22 protein-coding genes and 2 pseudogenes are annotated in these 20738 nt (G+C 56.3%); 8 read left to right on the top strand and 16 right to left on the bottom strand.

Annotation, left to right across the window (positions count from 1 at the left end; translation table 11 throughout):
• Positions 1 to 63: 63 nt before the first annotated feature.
• Positions 64 to 708: a hypothetical protein gene (locus AC07YZ_RS06645; protein WP_494794178.1), complete on the top strand. Its 645-nt coding sequence runs from the start codon at positions 64 to 66 to the stop codon at positions 706 to 708.
• Positions 705 to 1871: a glycoside hydrolase family 19 protein gene (locus AC07YZ_RS06640; RefSeq protein WP_494794177.1), complete on the top strand. Its 1167-nt coding sequence runs from the start codon at positions 705 to 707 to the stop codon at positions 1869 to 1871. The genes AC07YZ_RS06645 and AC07YZ_RS06640 overlap by 4 nt, the downstream gene beginning before the upstream one ends.
• Before the next feature lie 7 nt (positions 1872 to 1878).
• Here AC07YZ_RS06640 and AC07YZ_RS06635 read toward each other — a convergent pair whose 3' ends face one another.
• The 6 genes from AC07YZ_RS06635 to AC07YZ_RS06610 form a co-directional block, all read right to left on the bottom strand.
• Positions 1879 to 2358, bottom strand: a complete 480-nt coding sequence (locus AC07YZ_RS06635) for a DUF2269 family protein (protein WP_494794176.1) — start codon at positions 2356 to 2358, stop codon at positions 1879 to 1881.
• A complete protein-coding gene (locus AC07YZ_RS06630) occupies positions 2358 to 2753 on the bottom strand; it encodes a DoxX-like family protein (RefSeq protein WP_494794175.1) in 396 nt (131 codons plus the stop codon). Before AC07YZ_RS06630 ends, AC07YZ_RS06635 begins: the two co-directional genes overlap by 1 nt.
• Positions 2753 to 3598: an NAD-dependent epimerase/dehydratase family protein gene (locus tag AC07YZ_RS06625; protein WP_494794174.1), complete on the bottom strand. Its 846-nt coding sequence runs from the start codon at positions 3596 to 3598 to the stop codon at positions 2753 to 2755. Before AC07YZ_RS06625 ends, AC07YZ_RS06630 begins: the two co-directional genes overlap by 1 nt.
• The gene (locus tag AC07YZ_RS06620; protein ID WP_494794173.1) at positions 3595 to 4047 is read right to left on the bottom strand and encodes a thiol-disulfide oxidoreductase DCC family protein; all 453 of its coding nucleotides are present in this window, start codon (positions 4045 to 4047) and stop codon (positions 3595 to 3597) included. Before AC07YZ_RS06620 ends, AC07YZ_RS06625 begins: the two co-directional genes overlap by 4 nt.
• Positions 4048 to 4162: 115 nt before the next feature.
• Positions 4163 to 4690, bottom strand: a complete 528-nt coding sequence (locus tag AC07YZ_RS06615) for a GbsR/MarR family transcriptional regulator (RefSeq protein ID WP_068174079.1) — start codon at positions 4688 to 4690, stop codon at positions 4163 to 4165.
• Between the two features lie 179 nt (positions 4691 to 4869).
• Complete coding sequence (locus AC07YZ_RS06610; protein WP_494794172.1) at positions 4870 to 5160, bottom strand: nucleotidyltransferase family protein; 291 nt, start codon at positions 5158 to 5160, stop codon at positions 4870 to 4872.
• A gap of 63 nt (positions 5161 to 5223) precedes the next feature.
• On the opposite strand from AC07YZ_RS06610, the gene AC07YZ_RS06605 reads away from it, so the two are divergent.
• From AC07YZ_RS06605 to AC07YZ_RS06595, 3 genes and pseudogenes are all read left to right on the top strand, one after another.
• A complete protein-coding gene (locus tag AC07YZ_RS06605; protein ID WP_494794171.1) occupies positions 5224 to 7071 on the top strand; it encodes a glutamine--tRNA ligase/YqeY domain fusion protein in 1848 nt (615 codons plus the stop codon).
• 93 nt (positions 7072 to 7164) lie between these two features.
• The gene (locus AC07YZ_RS06600; protein ID WP_494794170.1) at positions 7165 to 11685 is read left to right on the top strand and encodes a phosphorylase family protein; all 4521 of its coding nucleotides are present in this window, start codon (positions 7165 to 7167) and stop codon (positions 11683 to 11685) included.
• Between the two features lie 176 nt (positions 11686 to 11861).
• Positions 11862 to 12167 (top strand): annotated as a pseudogene (locus tag AC07YZ_RS06595) (glutamine--tRNA ligase); the annotation flags it as partial.
• Between the two features lie 144 nt (positions 12168 to 12311).
• On the opposite strand, the gene AC07YZ_RS06590 reads toward AC07YZ_RS06595, so the two are convergent.
• The 7 genes and pseudogenes from AC07YZ_RS06590 to AC07YZ_RS06560 form a co-directional block, all read right to left on the bottom strand.
• The gene (locus AC07YZ_RS06590; RefSeq protein WP_494794169.1) at positions 12312 to 13931 is read right to left on the bottom strand and encodes a DUF2326 domain-containing protein; all 1620 of its coding nucleotides are present in this window, start codon (positions 13929 to 13931) and stop codon (positions 12312 to 12314) included.
• Positions 13924 to 14094: an ABC-three component system middle component 7 gene (locus AC07YZ_RS06585; RefSeq protein ID WP_425485580.1), complete on the bottom strand. Its 171-nt coding sequence runs from the start codon at positions 14092 to 14094 to the stop codon at positions 13924 to 13926. The genes AC07YZ_RS06590 and AC07YZ_RS06585 overlap by 8 nt, the downstream gene beginning before the upstream one ends.
• 34 nt (positions 14095 to 14128) lie before the next feature.
• Entirely contained in the window at positions 14129 to 14908 is a 780-nt protein-coding gene (locus tag AC07YZ_RS06580; RefSeq protein WP_494794168.1) for an ABC-three component system protein, read from the bottom strand.
• 124 nt (positions 14909 to 15032) lie between these two features.
• Entirely contained in the window at positions 15033 to 15272 is a 240-nt protein-coding gene (locus AC07YZ_RS06575) for a hypothetical protein (protein ID WP_494794167.1), read from the bottom strand.
• Between the two features lie 53 nt (positions 15273 to 15325).
• Entirely contained in the window at positions 15326 to 15796 is a 471-nt protein-coding gene (locus tag AC07YZ_RS06570; protein ID WP_494794166.1) for a 3'-5' exonuclease, read from the bottom strand.
• Entirely contained in the window at positions 15789 to 16043 is a 255-nt protein-coding gene (locus AC07YZ_RS06565) for a hypothetical protein (protein ID WP_494794165.1), read from the bottom strand. The genes AC07YZ_RS06570 and AC07YZ_RS06565 overlap by 8 nt, the downstream gene beginning before the upstream one ends.
• A 47-nt stretch (positions 16044 to 16090) precedes the next feature.
• A pseudogene (locus AC07YZ_RS06560) lies at positions 16091 to 16399 on the bottom strand (nuclease-related domain-containing protein); the annotation flags it as partial.
• Between the two features lie 174 nt (positions 16400 to 16573).
• Here AC07YZ_RS06560 and AC07YZ_RS06555 point away from each other — a divergent pair.
• Entirely contained in the window at positions 16574 to 16864 is a 291-nt protein-coding gene (locus tag AC07YZ_RS06555; RefSeq protein WP_472903138.1) for a nucleotidyltransferase family protein, read from the top strand.
• Entirely contained in the window at positions 16861 to 17049 is a 189-nt protein-coding gene (locus tag AC07YZ_RS06550) for a ribonuclease HepT family protein (RefSeq protein WP_494794164.1), read from the top strand. Before AC07YZ_RS06555 ends, AC07YZ_RS06550 begins: the two co-directional genes overlap by 4 nt.
• Positions 17050 to 17266: 217 nt before the next feature.
• On the opposite strand, the gene AC07YZ_RS06545 is transcribed toward AC07YZ_RS06550, so the two are convergent.
• From AC07YZ_RS06545 to AC07YZ_RS06535, 3 genes are all read right to left on the bottom strand, one after another.
• Positions 17267 to 17884 carry a cold shock domain-containing protein gene (locus AC07YZ_RS06545; protein ID WP_494794163.1) on the bottom strand — a complete coding sequence of 206 codons (618 nt, stop codon included), beginning with the start codon at positions 17882 to 17884 and terminating at the stop codon, positions 17267 to 17269.
• A gap of 55 nt (positions 17885 to 17939) precedes the next feature.
• Complete coding sequence (locus AC07YZ_RS06540; RefSeq protein WP_494794162.1) at positions 17940 to 19103, bottom strand: hypothetical protein; 1164 nt, start codon at positions 19101 to 19103, stop codon at positions 17940 to 17942.
• A 159-nt stretch (positions 19104 to 19262) separates the two neighbouring features.
• On the bottom strand, positions 19263 to 20216 hold the full coding sequence (locus AC07YZ_RS06535; protein WP_494794161.1) for a chemotaxis protein: 954 nt from the start codon (positions 20214 to 20216) through the stop codon (positions 19263 to 19265).
• 151 nt (positions 20217 to 20367) lie between these two features.
• On the opposite strand from AC07YZ_RS06535, the gene AC07YZ_RS06530 reads away from it, so the two are divergent.
• The gene (locus tag AC07YZ_RS06530; protein WP_494794160.1) at positions 20368 to 20691 is read left to right on the top strand and encodes a hypothetical protein; all 324 of its coding nucleotides are present in this window, start codon (positions 20368 to 20370) and stop codon (positions 20689 to 20691) included.
• Positions 20692 to 20738: the final 47 nt, after the last annotated feature.

The raw sequence follows: 20738 nt of genomic DNA, 5'->3' as shown, positions 1-20738 counted from the left end.
AGCGCACACCGCAGACGGCACAATCGGCCACCTGTCACACACACCGCCCGAGCACATCGGCGGATGCAAACCAACATGAACAAATCACCACGCTTTCGCGGCCTCGCTGCGGCAACCGCGCTGCTGGGCGCCGTCACCGCGGTTTCGCTCAGCGCCTGTGCCGCAGGCCCGACCGCATCCCCGCCAGCCAACCGCGCGGCTCAGGTCACCCACCTCTGCAGACCGCAAGAATCGGTCCGCTTCTCCTGCGAACTGCACGATCACCGGCTGTTGTCCATGTGCGCGTCGCCGGGCTTCGCAACGTTCAAAGGCGTGCCCAAGGACAACCCGGGCTATGCCTATCTGGTCGTCGGCACACCGGAAGGGGTGGTGCAGTACAGCTACCCCCCCAATCCCTACGACTACAAACAACACTTCTTCAAAGACGTGCCCACCAACGGCATTCCGTACATGTTTGTCACGTCCGAAAAGGGGGAGTTCTTCTTCCTGGCCGAACAGGACGCCTCCGACCCGCTTGGGGCCGGCCAATGGACGCCGGAGAATTTGCCCGACGGCTGGTCGATCAGCGAAAAAGACAAGCAACGCGCATGTGCCCGTGTGCTGGAGTTCGACAACTACTTCGCAAAGGGGGTCACGCACGCTTCAGTTTGGAGGGACAAAGAGCGGGAGCGACGCGAAGCCGAGAAAACTAAGGCCAAGCAACCATGAGTACCAACGCCTCGGCCATTCCAGGGCTTGCCACGGCCCGGCAGCGAGAGCGGGCCGAGTCCCTGTTGGTGACGGCCTACCGCAGCGGTATCACCGATACCAAAGAGCTGGCGAATTTCATGGGGCAGACGCAGCACGAGAGCCAGAACTTCACCCGCCTGGAAGAGAACCTGAACTACCGAGGTTCCGTCCTGTGGGACACCTTCAAAGGCGGCGGCAAGGTGCTGCCCCGCAATGGGTTGACCGAAAAGGAAGCAGGAGAGCTTGCGGCCATCGAAGACCCTCAGCAGCGACACAAGGCCATTGCGAACAAGATATATGGCGGTGAATGGGGAGACGCGGCCCTTGGGAATACCGAACCAAATGATGGCTACGAGTACCGAGGCCGTGGCTATATCCAGTTGACCGGGCGAGACAACTACGCCGACTACCACCGAAAAACCGGGCTGGACTTGGTCAACCGGCCCGAGCTTGCGGCGAACCCGGGCAACGCCGAAACACTGGCTGTTCAATACTGGAAGGACAAGGTCCAGCCAAAGACCAGCGATCGAGCCAGCGTCACCGACGCGGGCTCGATCATCAACACCGGCAGGGTCGGGAGAGCCGTCAAAGGCCTCCCCGACCGCCAGGCCAACGCCGCCGCCTGGGAAACCGCACTCAACAAGGGCTACTTGCAAGAGGCCCTGGCGCGCCATCCCCTGGCGCCCGACGAGCTGGCGGCCCAACGCCCCGCCGCCCCGGAGGCCCTCAACCAGCCCCTGCAACTCAAGCCCGACCACCAGCTCTCGCCCCAAAGCCTGCGCCTGATCCAGGACAGCGGGCAACACGTCCGGGCCCTCGCCGACAAACACCAATTGCCCTGGAACCCCGGCATGGACAACACCGTGTACGCGCTGGCCCGGCAGGCGCGTGAACAGGGGCTGACCGGCATCACCCACCTGAAGGTCGCCGACGGGCAGATCCGCTTTGCCCAGTACGACGGCCTGACCCTCAAAGACGGCGCGCTCGACGCCCGCGCCGCCGCCAACACCGAAACCCACCAGTCCATTGCCCGGATGGCGCAGGCCGACCAGGCACCGGACCAGAACCAAGTCCAGGCCCGCGACGCAGCGCCCGCCCAGGCCCCCACCCAATCCATGGCATCGCCCGCGATGTCCATGTGAGACTGCGTCAGCCCCACAGCGGTGGCTTGAACACCATCAGCGCGAACACCGCCATCATCGCCACGAAGGCCGGGTAGCCCAGCCCTTCCCACCAGCGCGCCATGCGCCAGTAGACCTCGGGCAACGCGGTGTCGCCACGCGCCTGTGCAGCCGAAGCCAGGCGCGCCATGCGAACCTGCAGCGCCACCACCGGCAGCCAGCAGGCGCCGGCCAGCGCATAGAGCGCGAGCGCCAGCGCGATCCACGGGGTGCTCAGCGGCCAGCCGGCCATCGCCGCCATCGCGAAGCCACTGAGCGGCTGGATGATCACCGTCGGCGTGGTCATCCACAGGTCGGCCTTGACCACCAGGCGCGAGACCACCGCCTGCGCCGGCACCGAGCCGCTGCGGTTGGCCATGAACAGGTAGAAAGCGGTGCCAAAGCCGGTGCCCACCAGCACCACGCTGGAGAGCACGTGCAGGGTCTTGATCCACAAGTACAGGTTCATCACGATCCAACCTCCAGAAGGTTCCATCGGCTGCCGCGCCACAGCAGGGCCAGAATCGGCAGGTTCTTGAGCAAGGGCCCCAAGGGATGCAGCCACAGCTGCGGCACCATGGCTGTGGCCAGCACGCTGAACACCAGCACCACGGCCACGCCAGCGCGGCAAGCCCACACCCCGGGCCGCAGCGCCAGCCACAGGCCCATGGCCAGGTCCAGCCCGATGCCGCCGGCCACCAGGGCCGACACCCAGGCCTCGGGCACCCAGCCGGGCTGGCGCACCAGCTCGTGGCTGATGCCGCCCCAGCCCAGCCACGACACCCCCGCCGTGCCCCACCACAGGGCCACCAGGCTCCAGCGCTCGACCGCGCTCAGGCTTGCATTGGCTTCGTGTTCGTGCATCACAGCGCCTCCTGCGGCCACTGCCGCACCGACACCGGTGGTCGCCCCAGCAGCCGCTCCAGCGGTGCCGCGTCGGCCGTGTTGGGCTGGGCCAGCAGAGCCAGCGTTTCGCTGCACCAGGGCGTCAGCGGCACGGCGTCCCCCAGCCGCGCGCTCCAGCGGCTCGGCGCATCGGGCAGCAGCGCGACGCCGGCCGGCCCGTGCCCCATGGCCTCGCGCCAGTGCGCGATCAGGGCCTGCAGCGTGAACACCTCGGGGCCCGCCAGTTCGAGCCTGCCCTGCGCGTCGGACCGCAGGCTGGCCACCACCGCCGCCGCCAGGTCGTCCACATGCAGCGGCTGCGCCAGCCCGCGCGCGACCGGCGCCGGCAGCAGCAGCAACGGCAGCCGCGCCAGCGCGCGGAACAGCCCACTCGACGCGCCGCCCTCGCCCACCACGATGCTCGGCCTCAACACCACCGCCTCCAGCGCGCCGCGAGCGGCCAACGCCAGCAGGTGCTCGTCCGCCGCTCGCTTGCTGCGGGCGTAGGCGGTGGGGTTGCCCTCGATGCCCAGGGCCGAGACCTGCACCACCCGCCGCACGCCAACCCTGGCACAGGCGTCGAACACCGCCTGCGGCCCGCTGGCGTGTGTCGGCCAGATCGGGCGCCGGCGCGAGTCGCGCAACACGCCCACCGTGTTCACCACCGCGTCCACGCCCGAGAGGTAGGGCACCCAGTCGTCGGCCGCCGTGGCCCGCGCCATGTCCACCCGCGGGCGGCTCACCAGCGTGTGCCCCGCCGCCTGCAGCGCCTGCGCCACATGCCGCCCCACAAACCCCGAGGCACCCAGCAACCAGACGTTCATGATCCGTCCCTCCGGCAGACACCATCGGCACAGGCCGGCACCGATTGGCGCGCCGCGCGCCGCAGGGCCGTCTCAAAGACCGCGTGCGCCAGCCAGCGCGGAAACAGATGCCGGTGGCCCGCCACCCAGGGGTACAGCCGGTCGGCCAGCGGCCGCAGCCAGGGCGCGCTCAGCGAGCGTGCCACCCAAGAAATGCCCACCGCCTCGTACATGCCCACAAAGGTGTCCACCCCGCGCAGCCAGGAGCCGTCGGGCGCCTGCGCGTGCAGCAGCCGCGCCAGGTCGTCCCGCGTCACGCCGGCCGGCGCCACAAAGCCCGGCGCCGCGATGTCCACGAAGCGCAGGCGCTGCGCACGCTCATTGCGCAGCATCAGGTTGCTCATCTCGGCCATGCACAGCGGGCAGGCGCCGTCGTAGTACAGGGTCAGGGGGTAGAGGTTGTGGTTCATCGCATCGCGCCTTCCTTTGTGGATTCCTTGGATTCCGTTGATTCGGTCGACTCCGTTGATTCTGTTATTTCTGTCAAAACAGAAATTCACAGTCAAAAAAAGCCCGAGCGGCGGTTCAGCCGTCCGAGCGCACGAACTTCTGCACCGAGGCGCCAAGGCGCATCACCTTTTCCAGCGTGGCGGGCGACAGGCGAAGCATCTCGTCCGTCCACACGCCCAGGGTCTGCATGAAGCGCAGCGTCTCGCGCACGCGGTCTTGCGCGTCGGCCGATTCGGCCTCGAATTCCGGTGTGTTCACCAGCGCCTGCAGCATCTGCACCGTGGGCTGAAATTCGCGCTCCTTGCGCTGGCGCACGATGGTGCGAAACAGCTCCCACACGTCGGACGAGGTTTCAAAATAATCGCGCCGGTCGCCCAGCACCTGCGTCGGCCGGATCAGCCCCCAACCCTGCAGCTCCTTGAGGCTGTTGCTCACGTTGGAGCGGGCCACCACCAGGGTGTTGGCGATCTCTTCGGCGTGCAGCGGGCGGCCGTGGAAAAACAGCAGGGCATGGATCTGCGCCACGGTGCGGTTCACGCCCCAGGCTGTGCCCATTTCGCCCCAGTGCAGCACAAAACGGCGGGAGGTTTCGGTGAGTTCCATGGGGTGGATGTTAGGCGCCATCAGAAATTTCTGTCAAGACAGAAATTACACCTCCCCCGCTTCAAGCCCATGCGAGGATGCGGAAACTCAGGAACGGACCGATTCAATCTGGCGACGCAACACCGGAAGATCGCGCTGAACGGTTTTCCAGACCACATTCAGATCAACCGCGTCGTAGCTCATACCGGCACAGCTTGCGCGAGCACAGCCTGCCTGAAGCTCGCCGGCAGGCCATTGGGCGTCAACACATCCACCGGCACGCCCAGCAGCTTCTCCAGCTCCACCTGAATCGCGGCCACATCCATCAAACTGGTTTCCGGCGTTGGGTCGATCAGCAAGTCCAGATCGCTGCCGTCCGTGTCTTTGCCGGCCACCACCGAGCCGAACACCCGCGCATTGCACGCGCGATGCGCCTCAACCACACGGCGTACCGCAGATCGATGGGCGTGGAGGGCCGTGGAGGGTTTCATACAGATTCGTCTGAAAAAGCGAAAGCCATGATAGCGCCGAAGACGCAGCCCTAGAATGTTCGAATGAGCCCCAATACCCCCCCTTCCTCCACTAAAAACAACGCTGCCGCGGCCCCCGAGGCCGCCGGTGAGCACAAGGTCAGCAACTTCCTGCGACAGATCATCGAAAACGATCTGGACAAAGGCACCTACGCCAGCCGCCACTGGGCCGGCACCCCGGGCGACGCCGCGCACCACGCCGCCGGCCCGCTGGACCCGGCCAAGATCCGCACCCGCTTCCCGCCCGAGCCCAACGGCTACCTGCACGTGGGCCACGCCAAGAGCATCTGCCTCAACTTTGGCCTGGCGCGCGACTACGGCGGCGTGTGCCACATGCGCTTTGACGACACCAACCCCGAGAAGGAAGACACCGAATACGTCAACTCCATCTTGGACGCGGTGCAGTGGCTCGGCTTCAACTGGGAAGCCAACGGCCAGAGCCACCTCTTCCAGGCCAGCGACTATTTCGACTTCATGTACCGCGCGGCGGAGTACCTCATCACCGCCGGCCACGCCTATGTGGACGAACAGACCGCCGAGCAGATGCGCGCCGCCCGTGGCGACTTCGGCAAGCCCGGCGTGGACAGCCCGTTCCGCAGCCGCACGCCCACTGAGAACCTGGCCCGCTTCCGCGAAATGCGCGACGGCGCGCACGAAGACGGCAGCATGGTGCTGCGCGCCAAAATCGACATGGCCTCGCCCAACATCAACCTGCGCGACCCTGCCATCTACCGCATCCGCCGCGCCACGCACCACAACACCGGCGACAAATGGTGCATCTACCCCATGTACACCTTTGCGCACCCCATCGAGGACGCGCTGGAGCAGATCACCCACAGCATCTGCACGCTGGAATTTGAAGACCAGCGCCCGTTTTACGACTGGCTGATGGACCGCCTGTGCGAAGGCGGCCTGCTCGCCCACCCCGCGCCGCACCAGTACGAATTCGCCCGCCTCAACCTCACGTATGTGATCACCAGCAAGCGCAAGCTCGCGCAGCTCGTGTACGACCACAAAGTCAGCGGCTGGGACGACCCGCGCATGCCCACCATCGTCGGCCTGCGCCGCCGCGGCTACACGCCCGAGAGCATCCAGCTCTTTGCCGAACGCATCGGCGTCACCAAGAGCGATTCCTGGATCGACTACAGCACGCTCGAAGGCTGCCTGCGCGAAGACCTGGAAAACAAGGCCCACCGCGGCATGGCCGTGCTCGACCCGGTCAAGTTGGTGCTGACTAACTGGGCAGAGGCCTTCGGCGCTGACGAGTACACCGAAGACTGCACCCAGCCCGCCCTGCCCCACAGCGCGATTGCCGAGGGCCAGACCCCGCCGCCCGACCGCGTGTTCAAGATCGGCAAAGAGGTGTGGATCGAACGCGAAGACTTTGAAGAAGTGCCGCCCAAAGGCTACAAGCGCCTGTTCCCAGGCAACGTCGTGCGCCTCAAAGGTGGCTACGTCATCGAATGCACCGGCTGCGCCAAAGACGCGAACGGCACCGTGACCGAAGTGCACGCCAAAGTGATCCCCGGCACCAAGAGCGGCACCCCCGGCGCCGACAGCGTGAAAGCCAAAGCCGCCATCACCTGGGTGAGCGTGGCCAGCGGCGTGAGTGCCGAAGTGCGCCTGTACGACCGCCTGTTCAGCGACCCCAACCCCGACGCCGGCGGCAAAGACTTCATCGAAGCCCTGAACCCCAACAGCCTGAAGGTGGTGACCGCCTACGTGGAGCCCTCACTGGCCGCCGCCCAGCCGGATCAGAAATTCCAGTTTGAGCGGTTTGGCTACTTTGTGGCGGACCGGGTGGATCACGTGGCGGGAGTTAAGCCGGTGTTCAATCGAGTTACAGGGTTGAAGGACAGTTGGGGCAAGTAAATAGACCCATGAATTAGAGAACATTTGCCCAGAGCAAAATATAAATCATTCTTCATGTGCATTCGCATCTAAAAACCATCAGGGGGCGCAAAAATGACGATCGGAAACGAACAATCTAACACAAAACGATTTCTATCAACATTTAGAGGAGAAACCCAAACAAGTGTAATAGAGTTCGGCAAACGACTCTGGGAACAAGAAGCTGATGTATTCATCTTTATGGCTAGAAAGGCGGCTTGCTTTTTTGAAGCCTTGCGAGAACTAAAATTAGCAGATGTCAGAGGGCTTGCCGTAAGCGACAGAGTACTAGATATGGATACCAAATTCCTCAAGGGGAAAAGGGTTACTCTGGTTGATGACTGCATATTCACCGGGACATCAATATACAACGCTAGAAATGCAGTCATGCAAGCTGGTGCAAAAGAATGCAATACCATCTCGCTTGCAATTAACAAAGACTGGTTGAGATCAGAGCTTCTGCCTGGAAACATTGAGTCTGAAGATCTTTGCCTTCAAGAACCAATAATTTTGCTTGACGATGCACAATCAGTGCAGCAGTGTTACGACATCGTAAGAGCCATTTCATTATTTCCTCGCCCTTATGACGTTGACTTCCCACACACGAAGAATGCAAAGATATCGTCTAGAGACCTCAAGGATCTACTCGAAGTTCCGGGATGGAGCACTGGCGAAATATCGACCGACTATCAACTAAAAAATGGGGTAAGAGTATTCACGTTAATTTCAGAAGAGCCAAATTTAGAAGAAGTTTTTTCATCAACGCTTAATAAAATCGATCTAATATCCATTGCAAAAATAAGAATATATTGCAGGAAGATATCAAATGAAACATGGAGCGTTCGATTAGTGCCAATGGCCGTATTGAATGCAATAAGAGAATCTGATATCAAGCCAAAAGCGGAAATTTGGCGCGAATCAGAGGTTCTGCTAAGCGAATTAGGCTTTATCTCAGCAAAATCCAGATATCGATTGCTCCAGTATCTATTGGCCCTTAGAATTTTAGAAAACTTTTGCACTGTATTAATGCGCACTAAAGGCGTCTCAATTCCTCCAGACATTCGAGATGACTTAGCTGAGATGACATTTGGCCCGAAACTTTATGGCAATATTGACACTCTAAAGAACCATCTATCTCACGCCCTTTTACCTGGTTCCACCTTGGAGCCTAAGGCCCATGCACTCGTTGGATTTCCGGTTGAAACGATCGAGATCGAAGATTTCTACTCACTTGCACAAGAATGCATTGCGCCCTTCCTTTGGCTGTACCGTGAGTTAGAAATACCAGCAAGGGAGTTAGTCAAAACGCATGGTTTAAAGAACGTTACAGATAGTGAATGCAAGGAAGTAACTAGGTTAGGCAGAGGCTTTTCATCGAAAGCTCTAATAGAACGATTAACTTGCGAATCAATTAATGTCCGGCGATATGTTTCATTCTTTCTTGATCAGCTTATAGATCAAGGAGTAGCAGTTCCAACAATCGTAGAAGACAACAACGTTCTATATCGGGCCTTTCGACATGGGGAGGATGCAGTCTTTGGAGAGGCAGAAGAACGCCTTTGCACACAGGCTTTGCGAGCCTACATGGAGAAGCGGGGGATCGATGAAATATACGGCTTGGAATTACAAAAATTTATTGTTCTTTTCGTTCAAATTGCACTTCAACAGGAAGACCTAATTGAAAGACTAGACACATCACAGGGCATAGACGTAGGGTGTCGAATTATCAGTATAAAAGGACATCTTCACGGTCCAGTTCCAACAACCTTCGCTTTAGATAAGTCGGGAAATGTAGGTACACCCTATATAACGGGTAATGATTACCCATTCGAGTGGGTATCCCTCAACTGGGTAAAACGCGGATTCTTAATAAATCCTAGTTCGAGTGAGCATTATTTTTCCAAATCAGACATCAAAGATCCACTCAAATTCTTCAAGTACATTTTCTCTGATAACACTGAAAAATCTAAGGCTTTGCGAAGCAGAATTCAATGGAAAACCTCAGTGCAGCCCTCTGAAGAGACTGATTTTGATATTACACAAGAGGACATTGAAGAGATTCTAATTTCTGGAATTAACTCCGCTTTGGCCAACGAAAACCTAGCGATCAGCAAAGCCTTTCGATCAACAAAATTCAGGTCAATTACAAAAACGGCGATAAAAAAGAGTGTGCGAAATGCGAGCTACATTCTTTCAAATAGATTAATTATTGAAGATGCATATCCGCAACACTTTCATCACAGCCATGGAGGGGAGAAATACCGACTTGGGACGTTGCCGTCTCTTGCGATCGGGAACCGAAAAGAGGCTGCAGCTAGGAGAATCGGACGAACATTGGGCTCTCTTGTTGGTACCGGTAGCAAGCCGCTAAACAACGAAAAGGATCTAGTGCTGCTTAGCACATGTACGGATGCCGACTATCAAGTGCGAGCATTAAGTGGAGAGCTTGCCATTGTGAAAGAGCGATGGATTACGTCGATTGATCAGGTTCGCGACTTGGTTCGAAAGAAGGACTACTCCACCGCACAAGAGGTTCTTCGAGAAGTTAACCAGTTATACACAGCCGTACATAGCGGCTGCATGAAATACAAATGGTTCGTGAAGGACAGGATACATGAGGTACTTGCAAAGACGAAGCAATATGCGACCTCCCAGGACCCTTCTGGAGCACTCTTAGACGATTGGCAATCATTATGGCCAGATAGCATTCACTCAATGAGAGCGAATGTTCCTCAGGCATTAAGTACGCATATCCACAAGATTGGGTATCAAATGCTTCTCGCTCGGCTAACTCTTGCACTGCTTGATCTTTGGATTTTTAGTCGAGCAGAAGAAGCCAATCAAAAGACAAAAAGAAAGAGATCAAATCTTCATAATGAATGTCTAAAATATTTTTCCGAACTGAATAGCATGAACGGAAATACTGGGGGGGATGCATTTAGTCAAATTCTTCTAGGAAAAGTGTTTTCCAAGGAAATAGAAGATAGAGAATCGCTAGCTCGACTTTGCAAGAGTAGCACTGATTTAGTTGAATCCCTCCGCGTATCGGAATATTCAAGCCTGCTATCGGATTCGAGGGTTTTCACTGAGCGATATGGATCTATTGAAGAGCTTCAGGCCTATCCATACGCAATCAATTTTGAGGTATTCGACCCAAATACAGGTTACTATTGCCAGAACTCCTCTCGAAAATTATTATACCAATTTTGTCTTTCCGATTCAAAGATAATTGATTCGGAACACAACCCTTGGAGGAGAGGTGCTTGGATTGTTCTGAAGGGCAACGTCAACTCCACGTTGGCAGCAGAAATGTTGATGAAACTTCTTGAAAATTGCAGAAAGAGCGGTACAAAATATCGCGCCGTTCTTATCGGACAATTGCCGTACTCTGAATGCATCAGAGAAATGAAGAACAGTGAGAAATTTGCCGATGGAAACTTTTTTTCTCGTATTTCCAACATCAATGCAATGTTTCAATCAACTCAGGAAGATTGCTCGGTTTTCATTATTTCTGAAAACCGCGGTGACGGTACACCGGAATATCAGAAATATTCTGACGCATCACGCACGCTCCCAACCACTATTGAAACTGCAGTATCACACAGCAGTGAATTACCAGATCTAAATCTGCATATTGCAAAATTTACCGCACACACCACTTTTCAAAGTTCTTTAACTATGACGTCATCGACCATTTCTCTAAGTGAATTCAAGAACTCCACAAGAACAGTAGAAGTTGGAATAATCACCATTAGGGAGGATGAATACGAGGCAATTTCTAAACGGCTTCCGAGTACATTCATAGTAGAATCTGACTCGGCCTATTACAGCGTCTGCAGCGTACCCATCGAGGGAGGATTAAGTATTAACGTCGCTATTGTCAGATGCCTCGAGCAGGGTGAGTCTTCTGCACAAGCGATCGCTACAAACTTTATAAATGATTTTGATCCAACTTGGTTGATAGCTGTGGGCATCGGTGGCAGTATTCCCAACGCGGACTCCACACTTGGAGACGTTCTTATTTCTAGCAGAGTACACGATCTTTCCGTGAACGCAATAAGTGAGGAAGGGCCCACAACGTATCAAGATATGGGAAGTCCCGTGACGGTTCCTGTTGAAAAGTTGCTAAGTAGTCTTCGGACATTCTCCCAAAGGTTTTCTAACTGGAACGAACCAAAATCGTTGGGCCTTTCCTGCCCAACTATTTCGCCAATGCACTCCATTGATGACCAACGACTTTACGGAGCAGATGATTGGAAAAAGGGAGTGTTGAAAAATATTCAAAATTATTTTCCAGAAGGCTCAGCATCTCGCAAACCAATTTTTGCCACCACTCCAGTAATAACGACAAATTCTCTTATTAAAGATACGAGAGTCGCGTCTGACATGAGCGCTAGCGCCCGTCACGCTTCAGCTGTGGAAATGGAAATTGGAGGGATAATGAAAGCTGCTCGATATCGAAAGACTAATGTGTTTACGATTCGAGGCATAAGCGATATTATCGGATTGAAACGCGATCGGGCTTGGACAGCATTCGCATGCGAGTCTGCCGCTTCGTTCGCAAATGCATTAGTCAGAAGCGGTCTAATTAAATAGTGCGCTTGGTGTCAGACTCGATATCTGTGGTTGTATTCCAATTATCTGCCAGGATTTCGTCAGCAACGCAGCCAGCAACGTGCATCGAGGTCTTGCCTTTTGCCCTCACCCTACTTTAGGCAAGAGACAAGACCCTCCTGACCTCATGTGACCTCCCTAACCTCATGACTCCGGATGTGAAAGCCAAAGCCGCTATCACCTGGGTGAGCGTGGCCAGCGGCGTGAACGCCTAAGTGCGCCTGTATGACCGCCTCTTCAGCGACCCCGGCGCCGGCGGCAAAGACTTCATCGAAGCCCTGAACCCCAACAGCCTGAAAGTGGTGACTGCCTACGTGGAGCCCTCACTGGCCGCCGCCCAGCCGGACCAGAAATTCCAGTTCGAGCGGTTTGGGTACTTTGTGGCGGATCGGGTGGATCATGCGGCGGGAGCGAAGCCGGTGTTTAACCGGGTGTCGGGGTTGAAGGATTCGTGGGCGAAGTAATAAAACAGCTTTTTCTCAACTAAAAACCCGGTGTTGCTATTAGCAACACCGGGTTTTTTTATTGAATAACAGTTGCTAAAGCATAAAACCTCTGCCGAATACCCAACATCCTTCAAAAATTAAAATTAACCAATGAGGAGAATATTAATCTTTACTTCTCCAATCCTTGGTGTACAGCAAATTATTATGACTCAAACGAATCACCATAAATTTAGCCAGCAGCCGCTCAGTCAGAGAACCGTATTTTTTCGCCTCATCGAAAGACAAAAATATTTGCCTTCGTTTTACAGACGCCAAAATTCTTAGAATTCGAATAGTGGCAGGAACTTCAATGTTCTTGTAGATTATCGAGTCATGAATAAAGAATGGTAATTTTGTCAGAGAAAGCATAGCAACATCAAACCCTACTAGTCCAGCATACGTCTTCCCGGTCCCAGTATCATCGGGAGATATAAAACTATATGAGCTTGGACTCTTGAGTCGCAATTCTGAACTATTCCGTCGCGGCCCATATACAACTTTATTAAATGCCGCAAGTTTTGAATTAATGCCACCCTCAATGCCTAAAAATATGTTTTCAAATATTGAGTCCAATCTTTGATTCGAACTCTTTATTTCAGCATCCAACTGCGCCTTATGATCATAGTATCCATTCTCCAACGCAGCTCTATCAGTCTTCTCTTTCAAGTCAAGGACTTTTTGAAACAGATCATCCGGCACACCTTTAGAGCGCAAAGCAATTTGAACTTCATCATCCAATGCAGACAACTCTTTGCCAACAGTTTTTTCACGATCTACCGCGGAGATCAATTCTTCTTTTAGTTCTCTCTTAACAATGCCGCCAATTTGATGATGAAATGCCTCAACCCTTTCAATTCTTTCAACATTGACGCCAGGGAAAAACTCCTTCACGAGTGCAATGTTGGCAGACAATCTCGGCGTGATGCCTGAAATTTCTCTCTGGAGTCTTCTGATTTTATTTTGAAGATCAGTCCTCAAAACGCCAAGCTCATTCTTGCGTAGCTGAAGTTTTTTCAGATTTTCATCAAACAGCGTTTCATATACAGAGAGGGCTCCGCCAAAGCCTTGTTTTAACCTTTCAATTTGAACTACTCCATCAGCAATAGTTCCACCATTCTCCTTGTATTGAGTCTTGTTGACACTAGGAATGAGTTCGGCCTTCATTGAGTCAGAAACCAGCTTTCTTCTATCCCGCTGTTTTTCCAGCGTCTTTTTCTCAGCGCTAATTTCATCGCTCCGCCCAAAAAGGTCAATTAGTCGACCAACCGCCATACCCATTGACTCTTGAACATCCCCATCAAACGGGTGATCCGGCTCCAATTCCCCCTTACCCCAGATTCGAGCGAACGGACTGACCAGCGAGCGAAACGAGCCCTCGGACCCTTCAAGTCCATAGGAATTCTTTAGCCATTCGCGAAACTCTTTGATTGATTGTTCACCTTGCCGGGCATAATGTTTATCACATCTGAACACCAAACTTGATTGGTCTGTAGATCGTGAAAAGTGATATACAACACCAGCAAACTGAAAGGCAAAGTCATAGTGGTGATGTCCCAGAGCTTTTATTACACCTGCCTTGTCATCCGTAAGGCTGTCTCCTCCAAATGAAAAATCAATGACCATTAACGCCGTAGATTTTCCGATCGAATTCTTTGCATCGTCATCACCTAATACAACATTTAGACCCTCATGGAATGAGATCTTCGATTGTCGAAAAAATGAGCAAGCTATTTCTTTAAGCATACACAACCACTCCAGAATCAACCTCAACATCAAGAACGTCTAAAACATACAAAACATCCATTGCATGCAAAAATTCGGCTGCGTCGTAAAACTCATCTTTCGTTCGGAGAAATATATCTAAGACCGTCTCTCCGTCGTTCCTGTTGAGCAAGATGTTCTTCATCTTGAAAATAGTGGACTCTTCAAGTCGGGTAAATTTAGTTGGGATCAACATCAAAGACCTCGCAGTTTTGGACAAAGAATGATGTCAACACCTTTGCAGCAAGTATTGGCTTACCCGCCCTGTCACTTATCCATTGAGCAACATAGTTAAAGACTAAATCTTTATTTCCTGGATTTTGCTTACTCATTTCCAAGTAAAAAGTCTTTATTTGATTCTGCAGAATCCTAACAGCGACTTGGTCTTGCTGTTCAAGAAAACGCAAGTGATCTCGAATTCTCACGTAAAAATTGATGGCATTCTGTTTGATCTCGTGTTTTTGTAGTGGACTCATTCCGGTCTTCAGCTTCTTATCAACAGTCGCCACATCAAAGCTCGGAGGCCCTAAGTTCAAATCATCAAAATCAAATCCAACTATCGCATCCAGAATTTCACACACCTCTGATTGAATGACATATTGAGATGCAGTTAGCTTTGCTTTACTGACATCCAAGAAGTCGTCTTTTATTTTTCGCAACTTAATTAACTCAGCAAGCTTAAAGTCCTTGTCGTACCTAGTGTGACATGTAGGACAAAGCGCAATAACATTCTCCAAGGAATTCAAATCAGTGGGCACCGGGTAACCCGTCAGAGCTTGCGCCTGCGCCGCTGTTGGATTCAATGGGTAAATGTGGGCAACCTCATATCCCTTCTTCGGCTTATTCGACCCGGGCTTTTTGAACAAAATAGGCATCATGCAGAGTGGGCACGCTCCTTTTGTCTCCGCGTAGAGAATGCTGTGCTCTTCGTCACTATAGATATCTCTTTTATTTGCCATTCAAAATCCTACCCAGCGTTGTGATTGATACGGATCGAAAATTAAAACCGAACTTTGGTCAGCGAATCCTATGAGAAATTGCAGAGTTTAGCCATCGAATCGATAGCTTGATCAAAAAGCACGCTCATCCAACCATCTCCCATTTGTCGTTTGGATTGCTGTACAGGAACGGTACACCGCCTTCACGGCTGATTTCCTTTACCCGAAGTCGAAACTGCGAGCCCACAGGCGCCGACTCACGCATCGCGCGAGAGCATTCGACGCGCATCGTTGTGGGAAACCCCTGACCAGCAACCGGGCGAACTCGAATCTTGGCTGATGACGACTCGCCTCCTGCACGAAACGTTTCAACGATCACATACATATGAATTTCCCTTCAGCGTTGATCGATTGCTAGTCAGGTACCCGGTCTGTTTCTCACGCGGCCAACCGTTGCCCAAACCGCCCGTCCCCACCCAACCCGATGATCAGCCGCTGCGTAGCCCGCGTAGCCCCCACGTAAAACAACTTGGCTTCTTCGCGCTCGTCCTCGCCGGGAGTGGGCATGTGGCCCGCGCCCACCAGCGCCACCACCGGGAACTCCAGCCCTTTGCTGGCGTGCATGGTGAGCACCTTGATGGTGTCGGCGGCCGGGTCGAAGCTGCCCGCGCCTTTGCGCACCTGGTGCGGCAGGCCGCGCTGGCGCAGCACGCCAGCGCATTCGTCCATCTCGCTGTAGTGCCGGCAGATGATGGCCATGTCGCCCCAGGCGTGGCCTTCCTGGTGGGCGGCACCCAGCAGCTCGGCCACGCGCGTGGCTTCGGCCCGCAGGCTGGGCAGGCGGATGATGAGCGGCGCTTCGCCGTCGCGCCCGCAGCTCACGGGCCACTCCCCTGAGGACTCAGTCATTTCCATCAGACTCATCGTCCGGATGCATTCCGATGGATTTGAGAAACATCACCACAAGGATCGCCGATGCCGCACCTAGAAAGAAATGCATCCATAGCAACAACCCAAGAAAACCCAGCTCTACTGAGTTCGTTTCAGGCTCAGTCATAACAACGACTATCAGCCCCACTGCTCCACCAAATATCCAGCGGAACTCCCCAAGAAAACCAAGCAATCCACCCTTGTAGCGCCCCGTCTGCTCTTTCATCGTCGTATCTCCTTTCAGTCGGATGTTCGCCGCTCACGAGAGCACTGCGCATACTGCCGCGCCTGCTCCAGCGGGTTGGCGATGGTCTTGGGGCCGTTGTCGCCGTGGATGTCCCAGGTCTGCTTGTTGGCCTGGATGAGGGTGGAGAGCCGGAAGTCCTTGACCTCCAGGATCAGGATGCCCCGGCGCGGGTGCATGACGACGAAGTCGGGGTGCTGATGCTTCGGCCCCACGGCCACGTCGTACCAGAGCAGGTAGTCGGCATCGAGCTTGTCTTCAAGCCGTTCGGCGGTGCGGCGCTCGCCGGCGGTCATGCGCGAAACGCAGGCGCCCAGGGCGGGTATCAGTGTGGCCATGGAGTTGTAAGTATTTGCTTCCCTGGGGCGGATGATGCACCAAACGGTGATGAACGCGGCAGCGCAGTTGGGCTACGCGGTCAAGCTTTCGACCAAGAAAGTGGCGTGCTAGCCAAGTGGGCGCACCCTTGCCCGTCTTGTCCACGCCGTCACCCTGTAGCTACACTCGGCCCCATGCGCCCTTCCCAAGCCCTCAACCTGCACCGCTCGCAAATCCGCGAGATCGCGATGCGCCACCGCGTGGCGGGTGTGAGCGTGTTCGGCTCGGCGATCCATGGGGACGACGTCGAGGGCAGCGATCTGGATGTGCTGGTGGACCCGACGCCCGCGACCACGCTGCTGGACATTGGCGCCATCCGCTACGAGCTGAAAGCGCTGCTGGGCATGGAGGTGGACGTGTTGACCCCCAATGGCCTGCCCGACAGCTTTCGCGAGCAGGTGCTGCGCGAGGCGGTGCGTCTGTGAGCCGCCAGCATCCGCTGCGCACGGCGGACTACTTGCAGCACATGGCGCAAGCGATTGACAACATCCAGAGCTACACGGGGGGCATGGATGCCGCCAGCTTCAAGGTGGACCTGGATATCGTGTGGGCGACCGTGACGGGTGACTTGCCTGGAATGAAGACCCAGTTGGCGTCACTGACTCCGTGAGGCGCTGATCACTGCACAGGCTCCCGGCGGGCTGAGCAGTGGAGATTCAGGCAGCCAAGCGCTGCCCAAACCGCCCTTTCCCACCCATGCCAATGATCAGCCGCTGCGTGGCCCGTGTAGCACCCACGTAAAACAGCTTGGCTTCCCTTATGCCTCCAAGCAAACCATCAGCAACTCGCTGCTGATACGGGAGGGAGGCGCACGACCTCAGCGTGAGTCACCCACCAAAAGGCCCAGTACACAACTGCTGCTCGCACGGAATGCCATCGTTGTCCCCGTCCATTTCCATGCCGGGGCAGTTCTGCAGAAACAGCTTCGCCTCGCTGCACGAACTCATCTGCGAGCAGTGTTTGCGGCCGTCGCACTGAAAGGCTGGTGACGGGATCTCGGGGGCCGCGGTTTGCGCCGGACTCATCACGCTTTGGGGTGCGGTTTGCATTGTCTCAGCGCGCTCCGTGTAGCGGGTGTAGCCAAACCACCCAATGCCAGCGGCCAGCAGCAACGCGACAAGGACCGAACCGAACGAACCCGATCCGGTTCGCTCGGGTACCCGGCGCGACGGATCATGGGTTGGTGCCTGCGTATGGTGGCGCGAGGTCCTCGGCTGCGGATCGCCCGGCCGACGCACCCTCACCGCCCGTTTGCGGCCTTCCTTATCCAGCTCCATCTCAAACGACAGCGGCTCGCCGATGGCGGGTGCCCGCCCATCGCGTGGGAAAGCGGACACATGCACAAAGAGTTCCTGTTCGCCATGGTCAGCCACCACGAAGCCAAAGCCCCGCTCAGTGTTCCATTTCTTGAGCGTGCCGTTGAATCGGGTTGCGACGGTGTTCATGGGTGATGTGGGTTGTGCGGGGCGTGTGTGGCCAGCGAATCGTTGGTGCTGGCATTCAGGATTTGGATTTGCACTGGCTGCGCCGCTCGGGCATGGAGGCAGACCTCCGCTGCACAAGCTGGGCGCCATCGGCGGGGATGCTCATGCGAAGCACTTCGGCCGGATCAACGGCCAAGACGCCCACCTGCTGGACTTCGATCCACCACCTGGCGCCCAGGTTGGAGAGCACCTGGGCACGCACAGTGACCCATGGCGTGCCAGTTCCGCAAGGTGTCGCGGTTTGGTCCGCTGGGCCAAAACGGGCAGTGGCGGCAATCAGTTCGCAGGTGGCTTGGGGCACCTTCAGTTCAACAGCCTTGCTCGTTCGGATGCCCGCTACCTCCATGACGCGCTGCGGGAACAGATCGCCGTGCCCCCGCATGGCCGGTAACAACCAAAGGGCAAGTGGCAAAACGAGGGGAACAAACAATGCGATTGCCCAGAACGGAGCCGTTTTGGGCAGCAGACCCATGAGGAAGGTAAGCCCCAGCCAAACCAGCAACCAAAGCAGGTAGTCCCATTCAGACGTGGTGCCGGTGGGCATCAACAGGTCGCTGAGAACCAGCAGCGGCAGCGACGAAAGCAGCAACAACTGCACAAAGCTCCATGTCGTCGTCCAACGCCAAATAGCGCGCCTCGGGCCCGCGTGCAAAACGATGGCACCGCCTGCAACAACCAAGACGACGGCCGGGATCAACACATACGCAAGTCCGGGCACACAGTCGCGCCACAGCCCCCAAGCAACAGAAGAGAACAGAAGCCCGACGCTGAGCCATTGGGCGCCGATGAGCAGGTTGTTGGCGCCCTTCAGCGGTCCTGACCATGGGTGCCAGGGCGTGGCTTTGAGGGACTCCATCTGCGTGAAGACGGCATGAGGAACGATCAAGGCCAACACCACCGCCAACAGGTAGGCAAACGTCACTCCGGCAATGCCCACCCCAGCACCGAGCACGGTCGCGAAGTCGGTGGGGACATGGCCCATGCCACGGAAGTAGGCGTACAGGATCAACACGCCAAGGCCGGCGCTGAGCACACCCAGCCCCACCCAGGGGAACTCGCGCACGAAGGCCAGTGCCCGGTTGCCCGTGCGCGCCACATGGTCGATGGTCAGTTTGTCTGCTGGTTGGTCTGGCGAAATGGTTTCGCTGGTTGCCCCACTGGTGGTGGCTGTTTCTTTCATGTGGCTCCCTGGTCCCGTAAGCTGCGGACCATCCCATTCTAGGAACGACAAGCCGATCCCCGGCTACGCGACTGGGGGGGGTGCCTTCCGACGTGGCGGAAATATCGTTCAGGGCTGGTGGCCCAACCCCACCGCATTGAAGCCGCGCCCCCGTACCGCTCAGTGCTTCAGCACCTGCCGGATGGTGGCGGCCAGTTCGGAGGCCACGAATTTGGCCACGTAGGCGTCGGCCCCCACGGAGCTCACGTGCGCTTCGTTGGCCGATCCCGTCAGGGACGAATGGATCACCACCGGGATCGATTTGAAGCGCTGGTCCTGCTTAATGTTGCGCGTGAGCGTGAAGCCGTCCATCACCGGCATTTCCAGATCGGTCAGCACCAGCGCCACTTTGTCGTGTGCCGTTTTGCCTTCGGCATGGGCTTCGTCTTCAAAGGCTTGCAGGCGGTCCCAGGCTTCCTGGCCGGTCTTGGCCATGACGTAGGGCGTGCCCATGGCTTTGAGCCCTTGTTCGATCATCATGCGCGCCACCGGCGAGTCGTCCGCGGCGAGGATGATGGAGCCCTTGGGCAGATTCACCGCAGCGCCCACCGTCTGCGGGGTGATGGCGTCCTGCGCGGTGGGCATGACGTTGCGCAGGATCTGCTCCACGTCCAGCACCTGGGCCAGCCGGCCTTTTTCACCATCGCCGTCGAGCTTGGCGATGCTGGTCACCAGGCCGCCGCCGTTGCCTTCTGCGGCCAGCACGTTGTTCCACTCCAGCCGCACGATTTCGTCCACCTCTTCCACGGCAAAGGCCTGGGTGGTGCGGGCGAATTCGGTCACCATCAGAATGGTGAGCCCGCGTTTGGGCACGCAGCCCACCACGGCGGGCAGGTCGATCACGGGGATGATCTGCCCGCGGATGTTGGCCACGCCGATCACGTTGGCCGGTGCGTTGGCGATGGCGGTGATGATGGGCATGACCAGTATTTCGCGCACCTTGAAGACGTTGATGCCAAACAGTTCGCGGCGGTCCGTCCCCGGCGCTTCGCCCAGGCGAAACAACAGCAATTCAAACTTGTTGTTGCCTGTGAGGTTGGTGCGCTCTTCGATGTCGTGCAACGCGGTGGTCATGTGGGAATCCTCCTGTTTTGGATTCCCACAGGATATGTGCCGAAGCCGTTTGCCTAAGCGCACAAGTGCCCTGCAAAGGCTGCGCAGTTCGGGTTTTAGCCAAGGTACATCAGCAGGGCGACAATCCGTTTATCCATTGTGTGATGCATCCATGCCCCGCCCACACCACCACGTCTACGTGATCGAGCTGCACCCCGACGTGCTGCTGGAGCCCAAGTTCCGCCGGTGCAACCCCGGCTACGTGGACGGCAAACCCTGTGTCTATGTGGGCATGACCGGGCTGGACCCGGACGTTCGCTTTGACAAGCACAAGGCCGGGATTCAATCCAACGCCTATGTGCAGAAGTACGGCTTGCGGCTGCTGCCCGACCTGTACGAAGGCTTCAACCCGATGGCGTACAAGGCCGCGCAGGCGCGCGAGGTGGAGATCGGTATCGACCTGCGCTCGGCGGGGTTTGGGGTGTGGCAGGCCTGAGATGGGTGGTTGTTCCACAACCGCCCAACCCGGCTTGTCCCCGCTGG

Source organism: Hydrogenophaga sp. GW101-3F08 (assembly GCF_059424585.1).
The sequence above is the reverse complement of the archived record's forward strand: the minus strand, read 5'-3'. Positions and strand labels throughout refer to the sequence as shown.